Source organism: Rhodococcus sp. IEGM 1318, assembly GCF_033142465.1.
In the GTDB taxonomy this organism is placed as follows: Bacteria; Actinomycetota; Actinomycetes; order Mycobacteriales; family Mycobacteriaceae; genus Rhodococcus_F; species Rhodococcus_F qingshengii_B.
The window spans coordinates 1-19265 of sequence record NZ_JAWLSC010000031.1; the positions used below are offsets into that span (position 1 = coordinate 1).

A 19265-nucleotide genomic window follows, 5' to 3' on the forward strand; every position below is an offset into this window, starting at 1 on the left:
GATCCGCGACAGCAACAGCTCTTGTTTCACACCCACGAGATTTTTCATTAGGCACCATAATATCAGGCGACTTATTATCGTCTCCTCGACCCCACAACTTGTCGTACCTATTTGAGCGCCAGCGATCGTGCACTGACCCTCGTCCATCCGGCACATCTCGATGACGTCATTGACGGCTACGGAGCTGACGTCGACCTAAAGGTCATCCAGGCGTGGTGGTCGTTGCGCAGCTTGAGAGGCGTGCCCTGGCTGATGGAGCATGCTTTCGATCCGGACGCGCCTGGCTGCGAGATTGAGATACTGAATCGTCAGGCAACCCCAACTGACCCCGGTCAAGCTGTCGCCGCCGCGAACATGCCGCGACTACTCGCCGGCTCCCCCATCCCATCGTCGCCAGCCATCGGGGACCCGAGTGCACCCGGATGCAGGAAGCGCACTCGCTCCGCTGCGCACTGTCAGTTGTGTCCCGAATCCGTAGCATTCCATCCCGTCGATATGGAGTCGCGCCAACCGTTGACACCTCGTTATATTCTTCCGCTAGCCGAAATCGAGGAGTTCAATGCCCGGATTGTCTCGTCGTCAGTTCATGAGTCGGACAGCCGCGTCGGCCGCGCTCTGGGGTATCGCGCCCGCACTTCTAGGCAACCGCGTGGCATTTGCAAAGGCCCCGGTCGAAGCTGCTCCTTCGACGCTGACCGAAACGATTCTTCGTGCTGAGGGAGACGCACATTCGTATCGCACACTGAGGGCAGGCCCCGGCGAGAAGCATCTGCCGCGCCTGGACATTCTGCGCAGAGCGCCGGCAGAGGCCAGAACGCAATCCCGGAGATCGATTCTGCACCTCGGCCACCTGTCGGACATGCACGTCATCGATGCACAGTCACCGGCACGAATCGAACCGATGATCGTCCAAGATCATGCGGCGTGGGGTTCTGCATGCATTCCACCCACAGGACCCGTTGACCGTCCATGTCACCGCTGCGATGGTCAAAGCGTTCGCCGACAACACCATCAGCCCCGTCACCGGCGCGCCACTCGGCGCAGCGACTGTCACCGGCGACAGCGCCGACATGCACTCACACCTCGAACTACGTTGGTATATCGACATTCTCGACGGTGTTCCCGTCGCACCGAACAGTGGATCGCCGACGACGTTCGAGGGCATCCAGGCCTGGCCGGACGCGCACTGGGCCTACAGGCCGGACGACCCGGCGGGAGGATCGTTCGGAGAATACGGATTCCCGGCGTTGCCCCGACTGCTCAGCGACGCCATCGCCAAACCCGTCGAATCGGTAGGTCTGCCGGTACCGTGGTACGCGGTGTACGGCAACCACGACACCCTCCCGCTATCTAAGCGGGCCGATATGCCCGAGCAGGATGCGCAGGACCGTTTCGGCGTGTCCACAAGACCGAGCCGCCAGGGCCGGGCACTAGATGGCGAACAACTCCGGGGATACGGCCAACGAGCAACCTCCGAGGCCGAAGGAGCGACTGATGTACTGTTTGCCTGCCAAAGATCCACCGGTGCAACGATCGTCGTCAGATAGAACGGGCCAGCCCATAGTCAGGGCCGCCGCACGGGCGTAGCCCCCGGGAGATACTTCCCCCAGACAGCGACGATCGATGCGCTCGAATTCTGGGTCCCGATAGTCGGCGAGAGCGGATGCAGGGCTCGAATCGACAGCCATCTGCCACATGATGTCTGCGTCCAACCTCGCGAAGAACGCTCCGCTCCGTCAGAATCCGAAGCGGTCAGGTCGACCCGTCCACGGAGTTGATCCGGCAAAACGTCCGCGAACCACGGAGCCGCCACGTCGTCCGCACCCGATACGATCGCGAGCGCGCCACTGATACCCGTCACCGCACACGCAAGCGCAAACGGCGCGCCCCGCGAGTACCGACCATCGCGGGCCTGCCAACCCACGCAGCGCTGCAAACTCGTAGAAATCCCGAAACAACTTGCCGGGCTGCGGATTCGACACCCACAACCCTGGACGGCCCAGCAAGATGAGACGCACGTCGAGTTCCTCGAGTGCAGCCCAAGCGGAAACCGAGAGTTGAGCATCCTGCACATCTCCCCTTTGCTAAAGTTGAATAACGTTGACTACCAATTATTTTCGTAGATATGTCATTGGCGCAGGTATGCGATCTAGATAATATGGGTTCGTCAGATTCCGACCTACGACTTCTCGACAACGCAATCACCGAGTTCGGTGGCATTGCGGCACCCTCGGCGGCGGCGTCGCTATGCTCAGCCTGGCCGCCTTCAGTGGAGCCGGCAACTCCTAGCTGAAAACAGTCCGATATGCGACCGGGGAGCCTCCGGCGGAAGAACCTTTCGACGATTTCATTGACGTCGACATCGACGCGATCCGTTGGGAATTCGACGACGAAACCGAAACCTATCGGCCCGTCAACCAATCCCCTACAAGCCGAATTATCAACGGCACCAAACTCTTCGGACGGTCTCGCCCACCGTTCGAGCGTGCGGACTCGGAGTCGTTGGTACTTTTCGTGTCCGTCACGGCTGCGGCGATCGTGGGTTGTCCCGCCTGGGGCCTGCGCGGCGCGTCGTGGCGGCCACACCCTTTTCTTCGTTGGATGCTGTCCAATTTCGAGCCGTAGTATTGGGCAGATTGCACCGAAGGAGCTGAAACGGCAGTCCGGTTTCACCTCTCCGTATCTGGTCGCGGATGGCGCTCGATCCAGTGGCGAGCGATGTCCTCTCGTCGGCATATCCATACGTCGTCAAAGCTCTGGATGTAGCGGATGAACCGGGTGAGTGCGGCCGCTCGTCCCGGTCTACCGGCCATTCGGCAGTGCAGCCCGATGCTCATCATTTTGGGAACTGTTGCGCCTTCTTCGTAGAGAAAATCGAAGGTGTCGCGCAGATGGTTCTCGAAGTCGATCCCTGTTGAAAAGCCCGGTGAGAGAGCGAACTTGACGTCATTGGTATCCAACGAATAGGGAACCAACAGCAACGACTCTCGCGGGTTCGGTGCCCAGTGTGGAAGGTCGTCGTCGTAAACGTCGCTGTCGTAGATGAAACACCCTGCTTCGACGGCCAACGCTCTACTGTTGATGCTTCCACGGCCGCTGTACCAGCCGACTGGCGGTTTCCCGGTCAGTTTTTCGATGATGTCGACGGCGCGTTGGATGTCGTCACGCTCGATTCGGATGTCGGTGCCTAGGTAGTCGATCCAGCGCCAGTGATGGCTCGCGATCTCGTGGCCGCAGGTGGCGAAGGCCCGGCCGACATCCCGATTGGCCGCTAGTGCCTGTCCTACGGCGAATACGGTGATAGGGACCTGAGCGCGTTCGAAGATTCGAAGAATTCGCCAGACACCGGAACGTGAGCCGTAATCGTACATCGACTCCACGTTCACGTTTCTTTGCCGCACCAGTGCGGTGCTCCCAGGGCTCTCGTGAAGATAGGTCTCGGACTGAGCGTCTCCGTTGAGCGGCGTGCTCTCTGCCCCTTCTTCATAGTTCAGAACGAAGTTGACTGCGATTCTGGCGCCATCCGGCCACGGTGTTTGCGGGGGGTGTTCGCCGTACCCGACGTGATCGCGAGCGTAGGGGAGCTTCTCGATGCTCATAGTGCTACAACTTGATTCGGCGTCGCGTCGGAGTTGGTTCCGCCCAACGCCTGACTCAATTGAGCCTCGCTCATGAACCCCCGTGTACGAACTATGTCCTCGATCCGCCGGCCGGATTCGAGTGCTTCGACGGCTATCGCCGCAGCCCTCTTGTATCCGATCCAGGGCGTCAAACCAGTGACGACAGTGATCGAACGTTCCATCTGCTCGGCCAGTGCGGACTCGTTTGCTTCGATTCCACGAATGCACCTCTCTGCCAGGACAGACATCGCAGCGGTCAGATGCTCGAACGAATCGAAGATACTGAAAGCGATGACGGGTTCGAAGGCGTTGAGCTGAAGCTGACCTGCCTCGGCGGCCATGCTGACGGTGACATCGCGTCCCATGATTTCGTAGGCCACCTGGTTCACCATTTCAGGGATCACGGGGTTGACTTTGCCTGGCATGATCGACGAACCGGCCTGAACCGGTGGTAATCGAATTTCGGAAAGTCCATGTTGCGGTCCTGACGACAGCAACCGAAGGTCGTTGCAGATCTTTGACAGTTTGATCGCGCACCGCTTGAGTGTGGCGGAGACGAGAACGAAGACACCGACGTCCTGGGTCGCTTCGATTAGGTCCGCAGCGGGGGCGAAGCGGTAGCCGGTGAGTTCGCTCAAGTGCCCAGCTACTGTGCGCGAATACTCGGGATGACTGTTGACTCCGGTTCCGATGGCGGTACCGCCCAGATTGATCTCGCCGAGTAGTCCGTTCACCGAATCGAAGCGCGCGAATTCTTCGTGCAGAGTAACGCCGAAGGCAGCGAACTCGGCGCCAAGCATCATCGGCACTGCGTCCTGAAGCTGCGTTCGGCCGACCTTGCGAATGTGCTCGAATGCTCGAGAACGATCACGCATTGCGGCGATCAGGTTCTCCATCGCCGTGGCGAGTTCGTCGATGTACCGACGGGAGGCGAGTTTCAGTGCAGTCGGATATACGTCGTTGGTGCTTTGGCCGTTGTTGACGTCGTCGATCGGGTCGAGGTGTAAGTATTCCCCGCGATCATGCCCCAACAGCTCGAGCGCTCGATTGGCGATAACCTCGTTGGCATTCATGTTGGTCGAGGTGCCCGCTCCACCTTGAACCATGTCGACCACGAAATGTTCGTGGAGCGCTCCACCACGGATTTCATCGCAGGCGGCAACGATGGCTCGTGCCTTCGTTTCTGACAGCTTGCCGAGCAGAAGGTTGCTGGTGGCTGCTGCTCGTTTCACTTCGACGATCGAGTTCACGAGATGCCGGTAGTGGTGCAGTTTCCGGCCGCTGATCGGGAAGTTGTCGATCGCGCGTGCGGTGTGGATTCCGTAGTAGGCAGATGCTGCGATCTGCATGGTTCCGAGGGAGTCGGTTTCGGTTCTGGTTGACGAATTCGTCGTCACGGGCTGATCCTCATGGTCATAGTTCGAGTGGGGGGAGTGTCAACTCTTCGGTGCGGCGAAGCATGCGGTCGATAATGCGATCACGGGACTGTTTGACGTGAACGATTGCAGCGAGCCGGGCCTTTTCGCTGTCGCGCCTCGCCAGTGCATCGATGATGGGTGCGTGGTCTGATTCGCTGGTCTGACCGTCACTCGATCCGACGTTGGCGAAGAGAACACGCTGAATATCCTGAAAGTTCTGTTCAAGAGCGGCGTGTAGACGGCGGTTTCCACTGATTTCCGCGATCATGAGGTGAAATTCCTGGTTAGCTTGCATGAAATGGCGTCGACTGTCCGGGTCGTCGGCGACGATGGCCACCGTCGACAATTGAGTCAGCGTTGCGATCTGTTCCGACGTCGTCCGTGGCGCGGCTAGCTCTGCTGCAGAAGACTCGAGGATCAGGCGCATCTGAATCAGATCGTGAAAATCGTTGAGTGTCAGTTCCGTTACGACATAGCCCTTGCGCGGAAGTACCTTGATGAGTCCGTCTTGGCGTAGCCGACTCAGCGCTTCACGCAGCGGCGACGTGCTGACCTGGAAGCGCTCGACCAGCGTCGATTCGTTGAAGGACTGACCGGGAGCCAGTTCGCCCATGATGATGTCTTCGCGCATGAGGCGATAGACACGCTCCGACATGGATTCTGCATTGTCTGTGGGATTCATTGAGTTCTCGTTTCGTCGGAGCGTGAAGCGTTCTTGCCATCTCTACGTCAGTGAAGCCTGCCACGTCAGTAGTGATCGAAGATCTTTTCGACCTCGTCGCGGTTGTCGGTGACTGTCAACGCGAGCGTCAGCAGGACTCGGGCTTGTGCTGGCGTCAGATCGCCTGCCGCTATAAATCCACTGGTCGAATCAGACTCCCCCGAGTTGTCGACTCGACCGTGCTCCACACGACTCGATCGCACCACGACGACCCCAAATTCTTCTCCGGCTCTTCGCAATTCGCGGTCAACGGCGGGATGATGGTTCCCGTTTCCCACTCCTCCATACACGATTCCACGCACCCCTTGTTCGACCGAGGCCCGTACGAGGTGACTGTTGTCGCCGGCATAGCCGTAAAGTAGATCGACAAGCGGCAGGGTCGTGTACTGCTTGATCGCGAACTCAGAGGTGGGTGCCTTCTGACCACCGAACTTCGTCCTGCTGATTTCGTCGAACGTGGTGGTGTCGATCGCACGGAAACTGTTCACGGCAGTGGTGTGCGCCTTCCTGATACCGCGTGCGCCAAACACGGATCCGTTCATCACCACGACCGTTCCTACAGGGTCGGCGTTCCGGTTGTCGATAGCTTTCGCCTCGACGTAGGCCACCGCCTTCTCAAGATTTTCGATCGCGTCGGTACGCGGGGAGTCGAGGGTTCTCATAGCCCCAACGACGACCACCGGTTTGCTGGCGCTGGCGGTCAGGTGCAAGAAGTACGCCAGTTCTTCGAGGGTGTCGGTCCCTGCTGTCACTACGACACCGGCCACATTCTCATTCTCGATAGCTCGGCATACGGTATGCCCGATGACGATCCAGTCCTTCTCGGTCATTGCCTGTCCGGCGACGGCGCACGCGTCGATTGCAGTCAATTCGAAATGTGAGGACGCGACACCCGACCTGGCGAGAAGTTCTTTCGCCGTCAACTGCGCCGCTGTGTAACGATTTTCATCCGTTCTGTCGATGACGCCGGCGATGGTACCCCCGGTGCCGATCACGGCAATGGCTTGAACGGTCATAGTTGGACTGTTGCACGATCGCCGAAGGTCGTGAGTTTGGTGCCCCACGGCGCAGACAGTCGTTCGATACGAGAAAAGACCGCTTCCGCCTGAGCGCCGGCGGTGACGAGCGCTGGGAGTCCTGTCGATCGGTCGCAGTACGTGGCGGCAAGCTCGATACCCCGGACGTGATGAGGCTCCAGGGAGAACCTGGCAACTACCGACCACTCGTCGATGGCAGAAAAGATAGCCTGCTGGGATGCGTTGGCTCCCTGCCAATCTTGTTGAGCAATATGATTTCCCAAGCTATAGACAATGGGTACTCCATTGTGGATCTCGATGGGGCCGGGACTGTGTGTGTGGTTACCCAGTACAAGATCTGCACCGGCCTCCACGATTGCGTGGGCGAGCGGTCGTTGATACTCGGCGAGCACATCCCCGCGCCCGTAGCCGAAATGAACGCTGACCAGCACGAAATCGACATGGCTACGTAGGTCGACGATTGCCGAGCGTAGCCGATCCACATCCTGCTCTCTCGCGGAACTGCGCATGGAGAGCGGTGCACCTGGTTCGATGATCATGAGCAGTGGATCGAAGTCGATCGACTGGTCGATTCGGATCGGAGCGATTCCCGGACGAGTGGACGTGGCTGAATAGTCCGGGGGGACAAGACAAGAGACCGCAAGAATTCCGACAGCGAGATCGCCGACTCGCGTGATCACCGGCTGCATGGCTTCATCGAGGTTGTTTCCACCGCCCACCGGCGTGATCCCACTCTTTCGCAGATTCGTCAGCGTATCGACGAACGCGACCTCACCGAAATCGCACGTATGATTGGTTGCGACGGTCAGGACATCGAATCCGATCCGGCCCAGATCGTGCGCAACTTCAGGATCAACTTGGTAGGCAATCGGAGAGTCCGTCCTGTATCCGCGATCAGTGAACTGCACTTCACACGACCCGAAGGTGACGTCCGCTTCGTTCAGGTACTTCATCGTGGCGGCATATCCCGCATCAGCGACATTCTCGTTCGCCTCGACCAGCCGTTCACGGACGACGAGATCGCCAGCCGCGGACAATGTTCCCGTTTGATTCATTCCAATCCTCCTTGATGCATGTGTGATGTTCCAATAATTGCACACAACAGCGCAGCTTGCACTCAAATGTTTCCAGCGTGTGTCGATTCAAAAATATTCCACCAAAGTACTGATGTATTACTGATGCATCATCTACTGTTGCTCGCAGCGATCGCACGCAGGCACACTTCTATCCCTCCCTCGTTCCAGGAGCAGTACATGTCCGAAAAGACGACCACGTCTTCGATCCCGAAAGGGCAATCGGAGTCCGAAACGACGCTCGACCGCGTCTACCGCAAGATCGCTTGGCGGATCCTTCCGTTCGTGATGTTCTTATGGGTTCTCGCGTGGATGGACCGCGCTAACATCAGTTTTGCCAAACTCGAGATGCAGGTTGATCTCGGTTTCAGTGCCGCCGTCTACGGTCTTGGGGCCGGCATCTTCTACATCGGTTACTTGATCTTCGAAGTGCCGAGCAATCTGTACATGCAGAAGATCGGCGCACGAAAGACCATCGCGCGCATCGTGATCGGATGGGGGTTGGTGTGCGCACTGACTTCGCTCGTCCAGACTCCTTGGCAGTTCTACGCAGTCCGCTTCCTACTGGGGGCCTTCGAAGCAGGCTTCTATCCGGGCATCATCGTCTATCTGACGTTGTGGTTTCCGGCCAAACGCCGAGCCAAAATCTTCGGGTTTTTCATGTCCGCGTCCGCTCTGTCGGGTGTCATCGGAGGGCCGCTCGCCGCCTTCTTGATGACACACTTCGACGGTGCACTCGGACTCAGTGGCTGGCAGTGGATCTTCCTGGGTGAAGGAATCCCCACCGCTGTCGCGGGCGTCGTGGTGCTGTTCTATCTGACGGACCATCCGCATCAGGCGAAGTGGCTGACCGCAGCGGAAAAGAACGCAGTCATCGCAGATCTGCAAGCGGATGCGAACAAGCACAGTGAGAGGAGTGAATCTCTGCGTGAGGTACTCCGAGACCGGCGACTCTGGGTTTTCACCGGCATCTACTTCTGCACGATCATCGGAAACGCAACCGTCGCGTTCTGGGGACCGACGATCATCAAGACGCTCACCTCCTTCAGCATCGGAACGATCGGCTGGATCATCTCGGCCATCTCACTGTTCGGTGCAGCCGGGATGGTGCTGAACGGCTACTGGTCTGATCGCAACGGAGATCCACGTCGGTGCACCATCACCTCCCTTCTGTTCGGTGCCGCGGCGTTCTTTGTTCTCGCCTTCGTCTGGACATCGGTTCCGGCGGTCGCCGTGGTGGCATTTGGTTGCGCGCTGGTGGGCGCGTACAGCACGTTGCCGACGTTCTGGCAGATTCCCAATCTCATGTACACGGGGACGGCGGCCGCAGGCGCGATCGCGATCATCAATTCCTTCGGAAACCTCGGCGGATTCGTCGCGCCCTATGCTCTTGGCTTGGTGGAAACCCGCACAGGCAGCATCTTCTGGGGACTACTCGGGGTGGGCATGATGATGACGGTGGCAGCGTTGTTGGTGTTCACCAAAATCCCCAACGTGAGAACAGGCTACGCAGAAGAGCTGAAAGCGTGAGCACACAGGGCATTTCGGAGATCATTGGTAGTTCGATCGACGACTACGTCGCAATCCGCCGAGACCTCCATGCACACCCCGAGCTCAAGTACAGCGAATACCGTACGGCGTCGGTGGTGCGACATAAGCTGAGCGAGTTAGGCATCCCGGTAGTTGCAGATTTGGCAGGAACAGGGCTGGTTGCGGCACTTCGACGTGGAACTTCTGCGAAATCACTTGGCCTACGAGCAGACATGGACGCGCTAGCCATCGAGGAAACAAGTGGGCGCCCATACTCGAGCTCCGTCCCAGGGGTGATGCACGCGTGCGGGCACGACGGTCACGTGGCCACCCTGCTGTGTGCCGCGGACTACCTCGCTCGATACAGCAAATTCGACGGAACTGTCTACTTCGTTTTTCAGCCGGCTGAAGAAGGAGGTGCGGGAGCCAAGCGGATGATCGAAGACGGACTCTTCGAGCGTTGCCCGATGGATGCAATCTACGCGTTGCACAATTGGCCAGGCTTACCCAGCGGGGACATCGCTGTTTCGGAAGGCGGAGTGATGGCGTCCACTAATGATTTCGAGATCACACTCGAAGGACCTGGGGGCCACGTCGCCTTTCCACACCGGAGCGCCGATCTTGTGGGCCTGGCATGCCACATGATCGAAAGAATTCGACGGATACGCCTCGAACGTATCGATCCAATGAATCCGATCACGTTGGCAGTGACCACTTTTGACGGAGGCACGACAGTCAACGCGTTTCCGACGCAGGTGCGGCTGCGTGGGACTGTCCGGGCCTTCGACACGAGTGTCGTCGATCGAGTGGAGTCCGGAATCGAATTGCTCGTACGGGCAGCCGCACACGAGCCGAACGTGACTGCATCGTTGATATTCGAACGCAAGTACCCGGCGACGCTGAACTGGGCTGCCGGTGTAGGTGCGGTTCGACAAGCCGCAGTCGAGACCGTCGGCGCTGATCGCGTACATCGACAAACCCCAGCGATGACCTCGGAGGACTTCGCGTTCATGCTCGAAGAAGTAGAAGGCGCCTACTTCTTCCTGGGGAACGGCGACGGTGGGAAGGAATCGAAACCACTGCATTCGACAACTTATGATTTCGACGACGATGCCCTCCCTACCGGCGCGATTGTTCTCGCCCGGCTTGTCGAGCAGCAACTGGCGCCGCAGACCTGACCTGACAAGAACTGAGGCCCAAGTGAAAAACGAGGGCCGGCCGGTGAGGGTCGGCCCTCGTTTTCGGTGCCAGATGTTGTGGGTATGGACGTTGCTGACGCTGAATTGAAGTAGATGGGCTGGCCCTTCGCGGCAGGATGGAAGTTGCGAAACAGACCATCAACAGCAAAGGGACCAGCCATGTGACACACCGTAATGCTCCGCTGACTGTCGAGGGAAGACGACGACTCGTGTCAAGCGGTGCCAGAGTCGTCCGATCGCCCACGTAGCCGCCGAGATGGGTATCTCCCGCCAGTGCGCCTCCACGTGGGTCAACCGGTACCGCAAGTACGGTGACCTGGGATTACAGGACCGATCCAGCACTCCGAACCATCAACCCACCGCCACCGCCGCAGAGATCGTGGCCGAGATCGAAGCGATGCGACGGACCCGGAAATGGTCTTCCCTCACGGATCACGTTCGAGTTGCGCACCGACGGCATCACCATTGCTCGCCGGACGGTCACGAAAATCCTGCGGGATCTCGGTCTCAATCGCCGCCGGTTCATCGACCCGAACGGCGAGAACGAACCGCAATCCCCAGGTCATCGCCGCGGAACGGCCCGGTCAGATGGTGCACGTCGATGTGAAGAAAGTCGGCCGCATCCCTGACGGCGGAGGTTGGCGCGTCCATGGGCGAGGTTCCGAGCAGGCCAAACGATCACAGCGTCGGAAAACGAAGAACAAGCAGGGCCGCGTCGGCTACACCTATTTGCATTCCGCGATCGACGGGAACACTCGTCTGGCGTACACCGAAGCACACGATGACGAAACCGCCGCAACGGCCATCGGTTTCATGAACAACGCCCGACTCTTCTTCGCCGTACACGGCATCAACCGGATCGAACGGGTGATCACCGACAACGGATCATGCTACCGGGCAGCAGATTTCACCGCTTCACTCCGCGAAGCGCGGCATTACCGCATCAGGCCATACACACCGAAACACAACGGGAAAGTCGAACGCTACAACCGCATCCTCGCCGAAGAACTGCTCTACTCCCGCGAATACACCAGCGAAGCCCAGCGGCGCACTGCCGTCGAGGTGTGGAATGTTCGCTAGAATTATCACCGACCGCATTCAACACGCGAAGGACGACCGCCCGCCGCTTACCGCCGGCACCGCGTCACCAACGTCCGCGCCTCATACAGCTAGCGGTCGGGTTCAGAGTTCTTCTCCGGACTCGGTTCATTAAGCCGTCATAACAAGCCCGCACACTCACTGATTGCGCAAGGCACGAACCAGGGTGGGACCAAAGGCAGCGAATGCAGCAGTTCCTCCGGCAAGCGCAACGCCTACCATTGCGGCTTTGCGAGGTAACCCGCGACGAGCGGCGTCAGCCACCACGACAGCGTCGACCAAGTCCATCGCGATCCCGGCCCGCAAGGTCGCCCGCCGCACCGTCGAATCCGGATGCAGCGCAGCAGCACCCAGGACGATGTCACGCACACCGAACGCCTTAATCCACACGCCCAGATCACTGCCAGGGTAGGCAATGCCCAACGCGTTGTAGACCTGCTTCGATGCGATCGCGGTGGTCGCACCCCACAGAATCCGCCCAACGCCGATCGCGTGCGAAACCATACGTTCAGCCGAATTATCCTGCTGCTGTATGCCGAGTGCCGTCACGATGGCCACCTTGCCATACCCCCACGAGTAACGGCCGAACTTACCGATACTGGTAGTCCGACTGCGTCCGAGAAACGATCTTGGTCTCAACAGGTCAACGCATCACCGACGATAGTTGAGGCACGTTCAGCAGATGATTATGCGCGCCAGCTGCAGCACTGAATCGCGATGGAGCGCCCCGGGACAGACGTTGCCCGTGCGCTACCGGCCAGCCGTTATGGACCACTACGTCGCCCTTGCCCGGGACGCGGACCCCGCCCACGTGCAGCAACTCTCTGACGTGATTGCGAGCCGCAACCGGACCTGACCCGACGCCATTGGCCGGATCCCTATGGCCGGCACTTCGGTGATGGCGTCGGCGGTCACCAGCATGTCGATCTCGACGAGATTGGTTCCGCCGGCATCGGTGACGCGCACGGTTACCCCGCCGAGCTTGTGTACCGTCGGTCATTGACCGCAGAGGGGAAACCGAGATGCTGTTGTCTTCCTGGCGAGTGTGTATCACCGAAACTCGTGTAGCCCGTCCCTCGGATTACGGTGCACCGGAGGGTGCCGTAAGAATTTTCTTTCCAGAAGACCCGTTTCCCGGTTCACCGTTTTTGTTGTCTCCGTCGTTCGAGTACGACGTGGACCTCAATTCGTACTTCCGAAACCCGAGTTTCGTCACGATGTCACCGATCAGCCAGCAGGGCTATGCACGCAACATCGCCGCGTTCCTTTCATTTCTCACCTCAGCGCGGAGCGGTATCTCATGGCGTGATGCGAATGAGGACGACCATGTCGCTTACCTGGTCTGGCGACGGCGCGATGCTTCCGGCCCACGAGTGTCCGGAGCAACTTGGAACCGAGAAGTCGCGGCAGTCAACAACTTCTATCGCTGGGCAGTGCGCAAGGGATTCGTCGCCGCGAACCCGATCCCGCACCATGCCCGTAGTGGTCGCTCTCATACCCCGGGCCGCATCGACGATCAAGGAAGTAGTCCCACGACCTATTCGCGAGATGTCAACCGGGACAACATCGAGTGGATTCCGCAAGCCTCTTATCGGCGATGGAGAGACACCGGAATGAAGGGTATGAACGCGGACGGTCTCCCTCGCCCCGCATTCCGCGGACGCTGGGCGACGCGTAATGCGGTGTTCTGCGATCTCATGGTGCGAACCGGACTACGCCTCGCCGAGCAGTCCGCACTTACGGTCTTCGACCTGCCCACCGAGCACCAGCCCGTGTCCTATCAGCGCTTCCGACTCCCGGTAGCCATCGCCAAAGGCTCCTCGACCAGATGGGTGTACATACCGGAATCCATCGTCAGAGAACTGATCAACTACCGCGATATCGATCGCCGCCAGATTATCGACGACGCTCGCGCACACGGACGGTACGACAAAATCGCTCGCCCGCTCGTCGTCGAGGACCCTGCCCAACCTATCGCTGTCGACTACACGAACGCCGGCGTCAAGGCACGCGTAAAGGTCTCCAATCTGGACCACACCGACCGGCGCCGCCTATACATCGCCGGTGATCGCGGATTGGAACCCGCCTCGTTCTGGCTGACGGAACGAGGAATGCCAGTGTCGGTGTCGAGGTGGAAGGGTCTGTTCCACGAGGCCAACGTCCGGTGCGCCGACGTCGGTATGCCCCTGCGCGTGCACCCACACATGTTGCGCCATACCTTTGCGGTGGTAACCCTCGAACAACTTCAACGCGGCCATATCGCGGCATTGCGCGAACAGACTGCGGAACAACGTGGCCACTACACACGAATTTTCGGCGATCCCCTCGACTGGGTTCGGCGCCGTATGGGACATCGCTCGATCACCACAACGATGATTTACCTTCACACCCTCGCCGAGCTGGAAATGGAGACCCGGATGGCATTGGTGCCTGACGATTGGGAGGAACCGCCAGCGCCGCCAAATCCATTGGCCTCGAACACGAATGCCTCGCAGTGAAACCCCGCACGGGTGCCGGAACTCATACCGGTCAACCATCGAAGACACCCACGGGTCAGTATGAAATTTCACCACGCCACGAACCGTCGACCGCATCTGCTCCGGCCGACGCTGCGAGCACCACATCGGTCCAGTTCATCGGAGATGACGGACGGACACGGACGTTCTCCGCCGACAAGTGGCCCATGCCCGGCTGGCACGGACCGGCACTCGATGCATTCGCCCGACGCACAGGTCCGACCGGAACATTGCGGACAGAAGCGTCCGCGCGTTCGATCTGGCTGCTCCTCTCCTCGTTTCTGCGGTATCTCGACTTGGTTCCCGATTCGCCAGCAGTACCGTCCGCTCTCACGCTGCGGCATGTCCAGGGGTATCTCCGGCAGCGAGCATCTGTGGCCAGTATCAACCGATCGCTGGAGTGCCAGACAATTTTGCGGCGAGTATTGATCGAACCTCCGTTGCGCGAGATGATCGCCCCCGACATCCACGCTGCTCTGGCCCGTTCGGTTCCGAAGTTCAGAAAACTGAATGCGTCCGGATACTCGGATGGAGAATTCACGCGAATCCTCGGCGCTGCACGCGCTGACGTCTCGGCAACCCGGTCACGAATCGAGTTTTCGGAACGAATTCTTGCCGGTAACAATCCCAAGTCCACCGAAAAGTCCTTGTCCGCTATAGATAGGGCGAAACTACGAAAGATCGCCAGCACCGGAATCGTTCCGCGTTCCCCGGCCGGACCGTCTATGACGTGGCGGCGCAGACTCGCCCAGGCAGAACAACTGTTCCTCCTGAAGAGGGATCTCGTTCCGATCCTCATTCTCCTGATCGCGCTGACCGGCCGGAATGTGGAAACTCTCAAAGATTTACCAGCCGAACACCAGATCCTGGAAGGAACGGCCGTGCAAATACAGCTGACGAAACGTCGTCGGGGCGATCAGCACTGGCATGAAACCGTCACCTGGGAAATCGGTCCACCGCATCGGGAACTCGACACACCGGGAGGGCTGTACCTGCTACTGCACCGATTGATGACCCGCGGGCGAACGTACACGGATTCGACTGCGCTGTGGTCGATCTGGCGAAACGGAATCGCAGGCGGCATCTCCGGCATTGCTGAACACATGAGTCCGTTTCGCGCATCTTTGTCCGACCCACCCCTCATGCCCAGCGAATGGGCGGCGGGGCATTCACTGCTCACAGATCCGCCGAGCGAAACGGAGGTGGGACGGCCGTTGACGGTGACGTTCGGCCGGATCCGGACCACTATCGAAGTTGCCAGAGTCAAGAGGTTGGGCGGTCATCTGCCCTCTGCAGCACGCTCGAACAGTGTGGAAGTGCTATTTGGGAATTACCTTCGAGGGGACGCTTCGGCAGCAGAATGGAGCGCCGAAACTCTCACCGCTGCCATCGCCGAAGCCGAGAGCGCTGCGCTCGATGCCCATGTTCGCGCACTTGCGGCCGCGGGCGGCTCGCTGAAGGTAGTTCCGGAAGCGGCAGTCCCTGCGGATCATGAGGCACCCTGGAATGGTTGCACTGACCCCGACGCTCACCCTGCGACCGGCCGAATATGTCGTCGCACAACATTTCTCGACTGCTTCCACTGCGGGAACTGCGTCATCACCTCAAGTCACCTTCCCGCTGTGCTCGGCTTGCGGCAGGCGCTCGACGAACGGCGATCGGTGCTATCGGAGTCCGACTGGTGGAGCCGCTACGGACCCGTGTGGGTGACCATCGACCACGAGATTCTGCCCAAATTTACGCCGGGACAAGTCTCGCACGCCGAGTTGATCAAGCCTGCCGATGCTCTTCTCGACCTCGTCGAACAACCCTGGGACATCCCATGACCGAACCACAACCCCACTGCGATACAGGCCCCCATGTACTCACAGGGCGGCCGCTACGCCCCGATATCCCCGATGATCGCCTTCCTCGATACGCGGACATGGTGTGGCGACTCGACGCCGCCCAGCTGCAATCGCATCTGAGTTCGGAGCGTTTGGATTTCACCACCATCCCCGCCCGTCAACAGCGCACCGCGAAAGAGCTTTTCGCCGCCCTCTTATCGGGACCGTTACCGCCGGGAGAGTATCGCCTGGCCATGGGCACCGTCACCGCTCTGTTTCCACAGGTTAAACGGTTTCTAATCTGGGCCGATGGCACGTGTCCCAGAATTTCGTTGGCCGCCCTGTCTCCCGAGATGCTCGGAAACTACGCCCTCTTCCTACTCGCCGATGTCCCCGACACCGGCCACCGCGAGAACGCCCGACGCGCAGTGCGCATGCTGTGGCGGTATCGAAGCGCCCTGACCGAGCCCCTCAACTTCGACCCTCAGTACGCAGCCGAGGGATGGTCCCAGCAATCGCGCTCACGCGCGGAAAACATCACCCCTCGCATCCCTGAACAGGTACTCGGTCCGCTCATTGCATGGTCGTTGAGATTCGTCGACGATTTCGCACCCGACATCCTGACCGCCCTCGAACACAGCGGGCCCATCAAGAACCGAACCAAGCCCTCCGCTCTTGGCCGAAACTCCGGAGCACACGCAGCCCTGACGGAGGTCCTCGATCGCTACATCCGAACTGGACAACCCCTACCCGGTACGAGGCGAGGAGTGAACCGATCACTCCTCGCCGCGGAGGCCGGCATCAGCGACATCCGAAGACCTGAACAGTGGGAATCGATCGCCGCTGCCGAAAAGCTGGTCGGCGTCGATCCGTACACATGGTTTCCTATAACCATCTCGGGGAGACTCGACGAAAAGCCGTGGACCAACGGGATCTGCGCAAACAACCATCCGAGCAAGTCCGCGAGAGTGCTCTCACGGATGCTCCTCACCGCCTGCTACGTCCTTGTCGCCTATCTGTCCGGCATGCGCGAAAGTGAAGTCAAAAGCCTGCGACCCGGCTGCGTCACGGTTCTCCGAAGATCCGACGGAACCCCATACCGATGGACAGTTTCCGGCACAGCCTTCAAGGGCGCCAAAGATCCACACGGCGTCGACGCCACATGGACAGTCGGCGCGCCAGTGGCCCGCGCCATCGACGTCCTCACCGAACTACGCCGGCCAGGCACCGAGTATCTATTCACCTTTCTCACCCAATCGCGCGACGAAGCCAGTGGTTTCCGCCCCAATCGAGTTTTTACCACCTGCGCCACCAATGTGCAGCTCAACGATCTGTGCAGCTGGATCAACAACTACTGCGCCGACCACGGACGCACCGACATCGTTCCCACGGTGAACGGCGCACCATGGATACTGTCCACCCGACAGTTCCGACGAACACTTGCCTGGTTCATTGCCCGACAACCCGGTGGAGCCGTAGCGGGCGCGATCGCATACCGCCACTTGAGCATTCAAATGTTCGAAGGATACGCCGGAACCTCAGATTCAGGTTTCCGTGCGGAGGTCGAAGCTGAGCATGCGCTACTGAGAGGCAACGATCTTATGGCCATGATCGATCAACACGCCCACACCCCGTTGACCGGTCCAGCCGCAGCAGAAGGCGCAACACGACTCGCGGCGCTGGCCGGCCATCCCCAGTTCACCGGGGCTGTGATCACCGACCCCAAACGGCTCGCACGTGTACTGAAAGGCAAAGCCGGAGCCATCTACCCAGGCGAATACGCAACATGTGTCTTCGATGTCCGAAAAGCGCTGTGTCTGAACAGCAGCGCCGACAAGAGCGCAGTTCCGCAGCTCGATCACTGTCAACCGCTCGCCTGCACGAACGTCGCGCTCACGGTCGGCAACCTCACGAAACTGAACGCAGAGGCCGAGAAAATCGCGGCCACCCTTCGTGAACGTCCCACACTCCCACCGCTCCTACACAGCCAACTCTCCGAACGGGCCTCACAGATTCACGCATTCGTCGACCGCCACCGCCCGGACCCACGATGACCCCGCCCAGCGGATTGCCAACCACGGCAGTTGTATCCGTGGAGCTTGCCGCGTTACTGGCCGAATCGGCCGAACGTGGAGTCCTGCCCAGTGCTCTTGCTCTCGCCCGCCGCCTCGGCATCGCGAACACCACCCTGAGGCGCAATTTTCCAGAGACAGTCGAGGTGCTGACGAAGCACCGGCAGACCGACCGCAGTACGCCCACACTCGCGGCGCCACCCAATCACATCCAGAATCTCGAACTCGAGAACCGGAAGCTCCGCACGCGTAATCGCGAACTCACCGAACAAGTCGCTCTAGCTTCGTCACAAATCCAGCAACTCAGCCTCGAAGCGCACCAACTTCGCACGGAGCTCCATCAACGCACGGCCGTCGCCACCATATCCAGCCCCCGTAAATGACCAGCCAGAAGTCGATTCCGCACTCCTGTTAGGCCTTGCTCAACGCCGCCAATGCGTCTGTGCCGACGGGTTCTTCGGCGAGCATCGGGACGATGGCGGTTCGCTGGCTGTATTTGTTTGTGATGCTGCCGATTTCGGCGATCTCACCGGCTGCGCGCTGCTGCAGGAGCGGCGAAGTAGGTTCGGCTGCGGCGAGGGAGTTGTTGACCACCCACGCCCAAGGGCGAATTCCTGCGCGTTGCAGGTCGGCTTGCAGACCGGCGGCTTCGAGGACGGGGGTGGTTTCAGCGAGGGTCACGAGCAGGACCTTCGTGGCGTCCGGGTCCTGGAGCCGCATGAGTGGGGTGGTGAAGTTCGTGTTCTCACCCATCTGTCGGGCGATTTCCCGGTGGTAGGAGCCGGTGGCGTCAAGGAGCAACAAGGTGTGCCCTGTCGGGGCAGTGTCGACGACGACGAATTTGCGGCTCGATTCGTGGATGACCCGCGAAAACGCTTGGAAGACCGCCACTTCCTCCGTGCACGGCGATCGAAGGTCTTCGGCGAGGTTGGCGCGGCCGCGTTCGTCGAGGTTCTTGCCTTTGGTGGTCAAGACGCGGGTTCGGTACTGCTCGGTGGCTTCGGCGGGATCGATGCGGGAGACCTGGAGGTTGTCGAGTTCCCCGTTCAAGGTCTCGGTCAGGTGTGCGGCCGGGTCCGTGGTTGTCAGGTGCACCTGGTGGCCGCGTTCGGCGAGGGCGACAGCGATCGCGGCGGCGATGGTGGTCTTGCCGAC

At 59.9% G+C, this 19265-nt stretch carries 16 protein-coding genes and 1 pseudogene; 8 read left to right on the forward strand and 9 right to left on the reverse strand.

Annotated elements, in window-relative coordinates; genetic code table 11:
* The first annotated feature begins 917 nt into the window (after positions 1-917).
* On the forward strand, positions 918-1547 hold the full coding sequence (locus tag R4P65_RS32180) for a hypothetical protein (RefSeq protein ID WP_317829567.1): 630 nt from the start codon (positions 918-920) through the stop codon (positions 1545-1547).
* 189 nt (positions 1548-1736) lie between these two features.
* Here R4P65_RS32180 and R4P65_RS32185 read toward each other — a convergent pair whose 3' ends face one another.
* The 6 genes from R4P65_RS32185 to R4P65_RS32210 all read right to left on the reverse strand — a co-directional run bounded on the left by R4P65_RS32185 (position 1737) and on the right by R4P65_RS32210 (position 7851).
* Positions 1737-2072 (reverse strand): hypothetical protein, encoded by a 336-nt coding sequence (locus tag R4P65_RS32185; protein WP_317829568.1) that lies wholly within the window; start codon positions 2070-2072, stop codon positions 1737-1739.
* A 597-nt stretch (positions 2073-2669) separates the two neighbouring features.
* Positions 2670-3599: a polysaccharide deacetylase family protein gene (locus R4P65_RS32190; RefSeq protein ID WP_317829569.1), complete on the reverse strand. Its 930-nt coding sequence runs from the start codon at positions 3597-3599 to the stop codon at positions 2670-2672.
* Entirely contained in the window at positions 3596-4969 is a 1374-nt protein-coding gene (locus tag R4P65_RS32195) for an aspartate ammonia-lyase (protein WP_411742620.1), read from the reverse strand. The genes R4P65_RS32190 and R4P65_RS32195 overlap by 4 nt, the downstream gene beginning before the upstream one ends.
* A 64-nt stretch (positions 4970-5033) precedes the next feature.
* Positions 5034-5720: a GntR family transcriptional regulator gene (locus tag R4P65_RS32200; RefSeq protein ID WP_317829571.1), complete on the reverse strand. Its 687-nt coding sequence runs from the start codon at positions 5718-5720 to the stop codon at positions 5034-5036.
* Between the two features lie 65 nt (positions 5721-5785).
* On the reverse strand, positions 5786-6775 hold the full coding sequence (locus R4P65_RS32205) for an asparaginase (protein WP_317829572.1): 990 nt from the start codon (positions 6773-6775) through the stop codon (positions 5786-5788).
* Complete coding sequence (locus tag R4P65_RS32210) at positions 6772-7851, reverse strand: CapA family protein (protein ID WP_317829573.1); 1080 nt, start codon at positions 7849-7851, stop codon at positions 6772-6774. The genes R4P65_RS32205 and R4P65_RS32210 overlap by 4 nt, the downstream gene beginning before the upstream one ends.
* Before the next feature lie 198 nt (positions 7852-8049).
* Here R4P65_RS32210 and R4P65_RS32215 point away from each other — a divergent pair, with 198 nt between their 5' ends.
* From R4P65_RS32215 to R4P65_RS32225, 3 genes and pseudogenes are all read left to right on the forward strand, one after another.
* Complete coding sequence (locus R4P65_RS32215; protein ID WP_317829574.1) at positions 8050-9399, forward strand: MFS transporter; 1350 nt, start codon at positions 8050-8052, stop codon at positions 9397-9399.
* A complete protein-coding gene (locus tag R4P65_RS32220; RefSeq protein WP_317829575.1) occupies positions 9396-10577 on the forward strand; it encodes an amidohydrolase in 1182 nt (393 codons plus the stop codon). Before R4P65_RS32215 ends, R4P65_RS32220 begins: the two co-directional genes overlap by 4 nt.
* 182 nt (positions 10578-10759) lie before the next feature.
* A pseudogene (locus R4P65_RS32225) lies at positions 10760-11771 on the forward strand (IS481 family transposase).
* 63 nt (positions 11772-11834) lie between these two features.
* Here the strand turns inward: R4P65_RS32225 and R4P65_RS32230 are convergent.
* Positions 11835-12245 (reverse strand): hypothetical protein, encoded by a 411-nt coding sequence (locus tag R4P65_RS32230; protein ID WP_317829576.1) that lies wholly within the window; start codon positions 12243-12245, stop codon positions 11835-11837.
* Between the two features lie 225 nt (positions 12246-12470).
* The gene (locus R4P65_RS32235; protein ID WP_317829577.1) at positions 12471-12662 is read right to left on the reverse strand and encodes a hypothetical protein; all 192 of its coding nucleotides are present in this window, start codon (positions 12660-12662) and stop codon (positions 12471-12473) included.
* Positions 12663-12871: 209 nt separating this feature from the next.
* Here R4P65_RS32235 and R4P65_RS32240 point away from each other — a divergent pair, with 209 nt between their 5' ends.
* The 4 genes from R4P65_RS32240 (at position 12872) to R4P65_RS32255 (ending at position 18493) form a co-directional block, all read left to right on the forward strand.
* Positions 12872-14194, forward strand: coding sequence for a tyrosine-type recombinase/integrase (locus R4P65_RS32240; RefSeq protein ID WP_193604834.1), 1323 nt, complete (start codon positions 12872-12874; stop codon positions 14192-14194).
* Positions 14191-16038 carry a hypothetical protein gene (locus R4P65_RS32245; RefSeq protein WP_317829578.1) on the forward strand — a complete coding sequence of 616 codons (1848 nt, stop codon included), beginning with the start codon at positions 14191-14193 and terminating at the stop codon, positions 16036-16038. Before R4P65_RS32240 ends, R4P65_RS32245 begins: the two co-directional genes overlap by 4 nt.
* A gap of 332 nt (positions 16039-16370) precedes the next feature.
* Positions 16371-18092, forward strand: coding sequence for a hypothetical protein (locus R4P65_RS32250; protein WP_317829579.1), 1722 nt, complete (start codon positions 16371-16373; stop codon positions 18090-18092).
* Positions 18089-18493, forward strand: a complete 405-nt coding sequence (locus R4P65_RS32255) for a hypothetical protein (protein WP_054186482.1) — start codon at positions 18089-18091, stop codon at positions 18491-18493. Before R4P65_RS32250 ends, R4P65_RS32255 begins: the two co-directional genes overlap by 4 nt.
* A 28-nt stretch (positions 18494-18521) precedes the next feature.
* Here the strand turns inward: R4P65_RS32255 and R4P65_RS32260 are convergent.
* On the reverse strand, positions 18522-19265 hold a 744-nt coding region (locus tag R4P65_RS32260), incomplete at its 5' end, for an ArsA-related P-loop ATPase (RefSeq protein ID WP_317829580.1).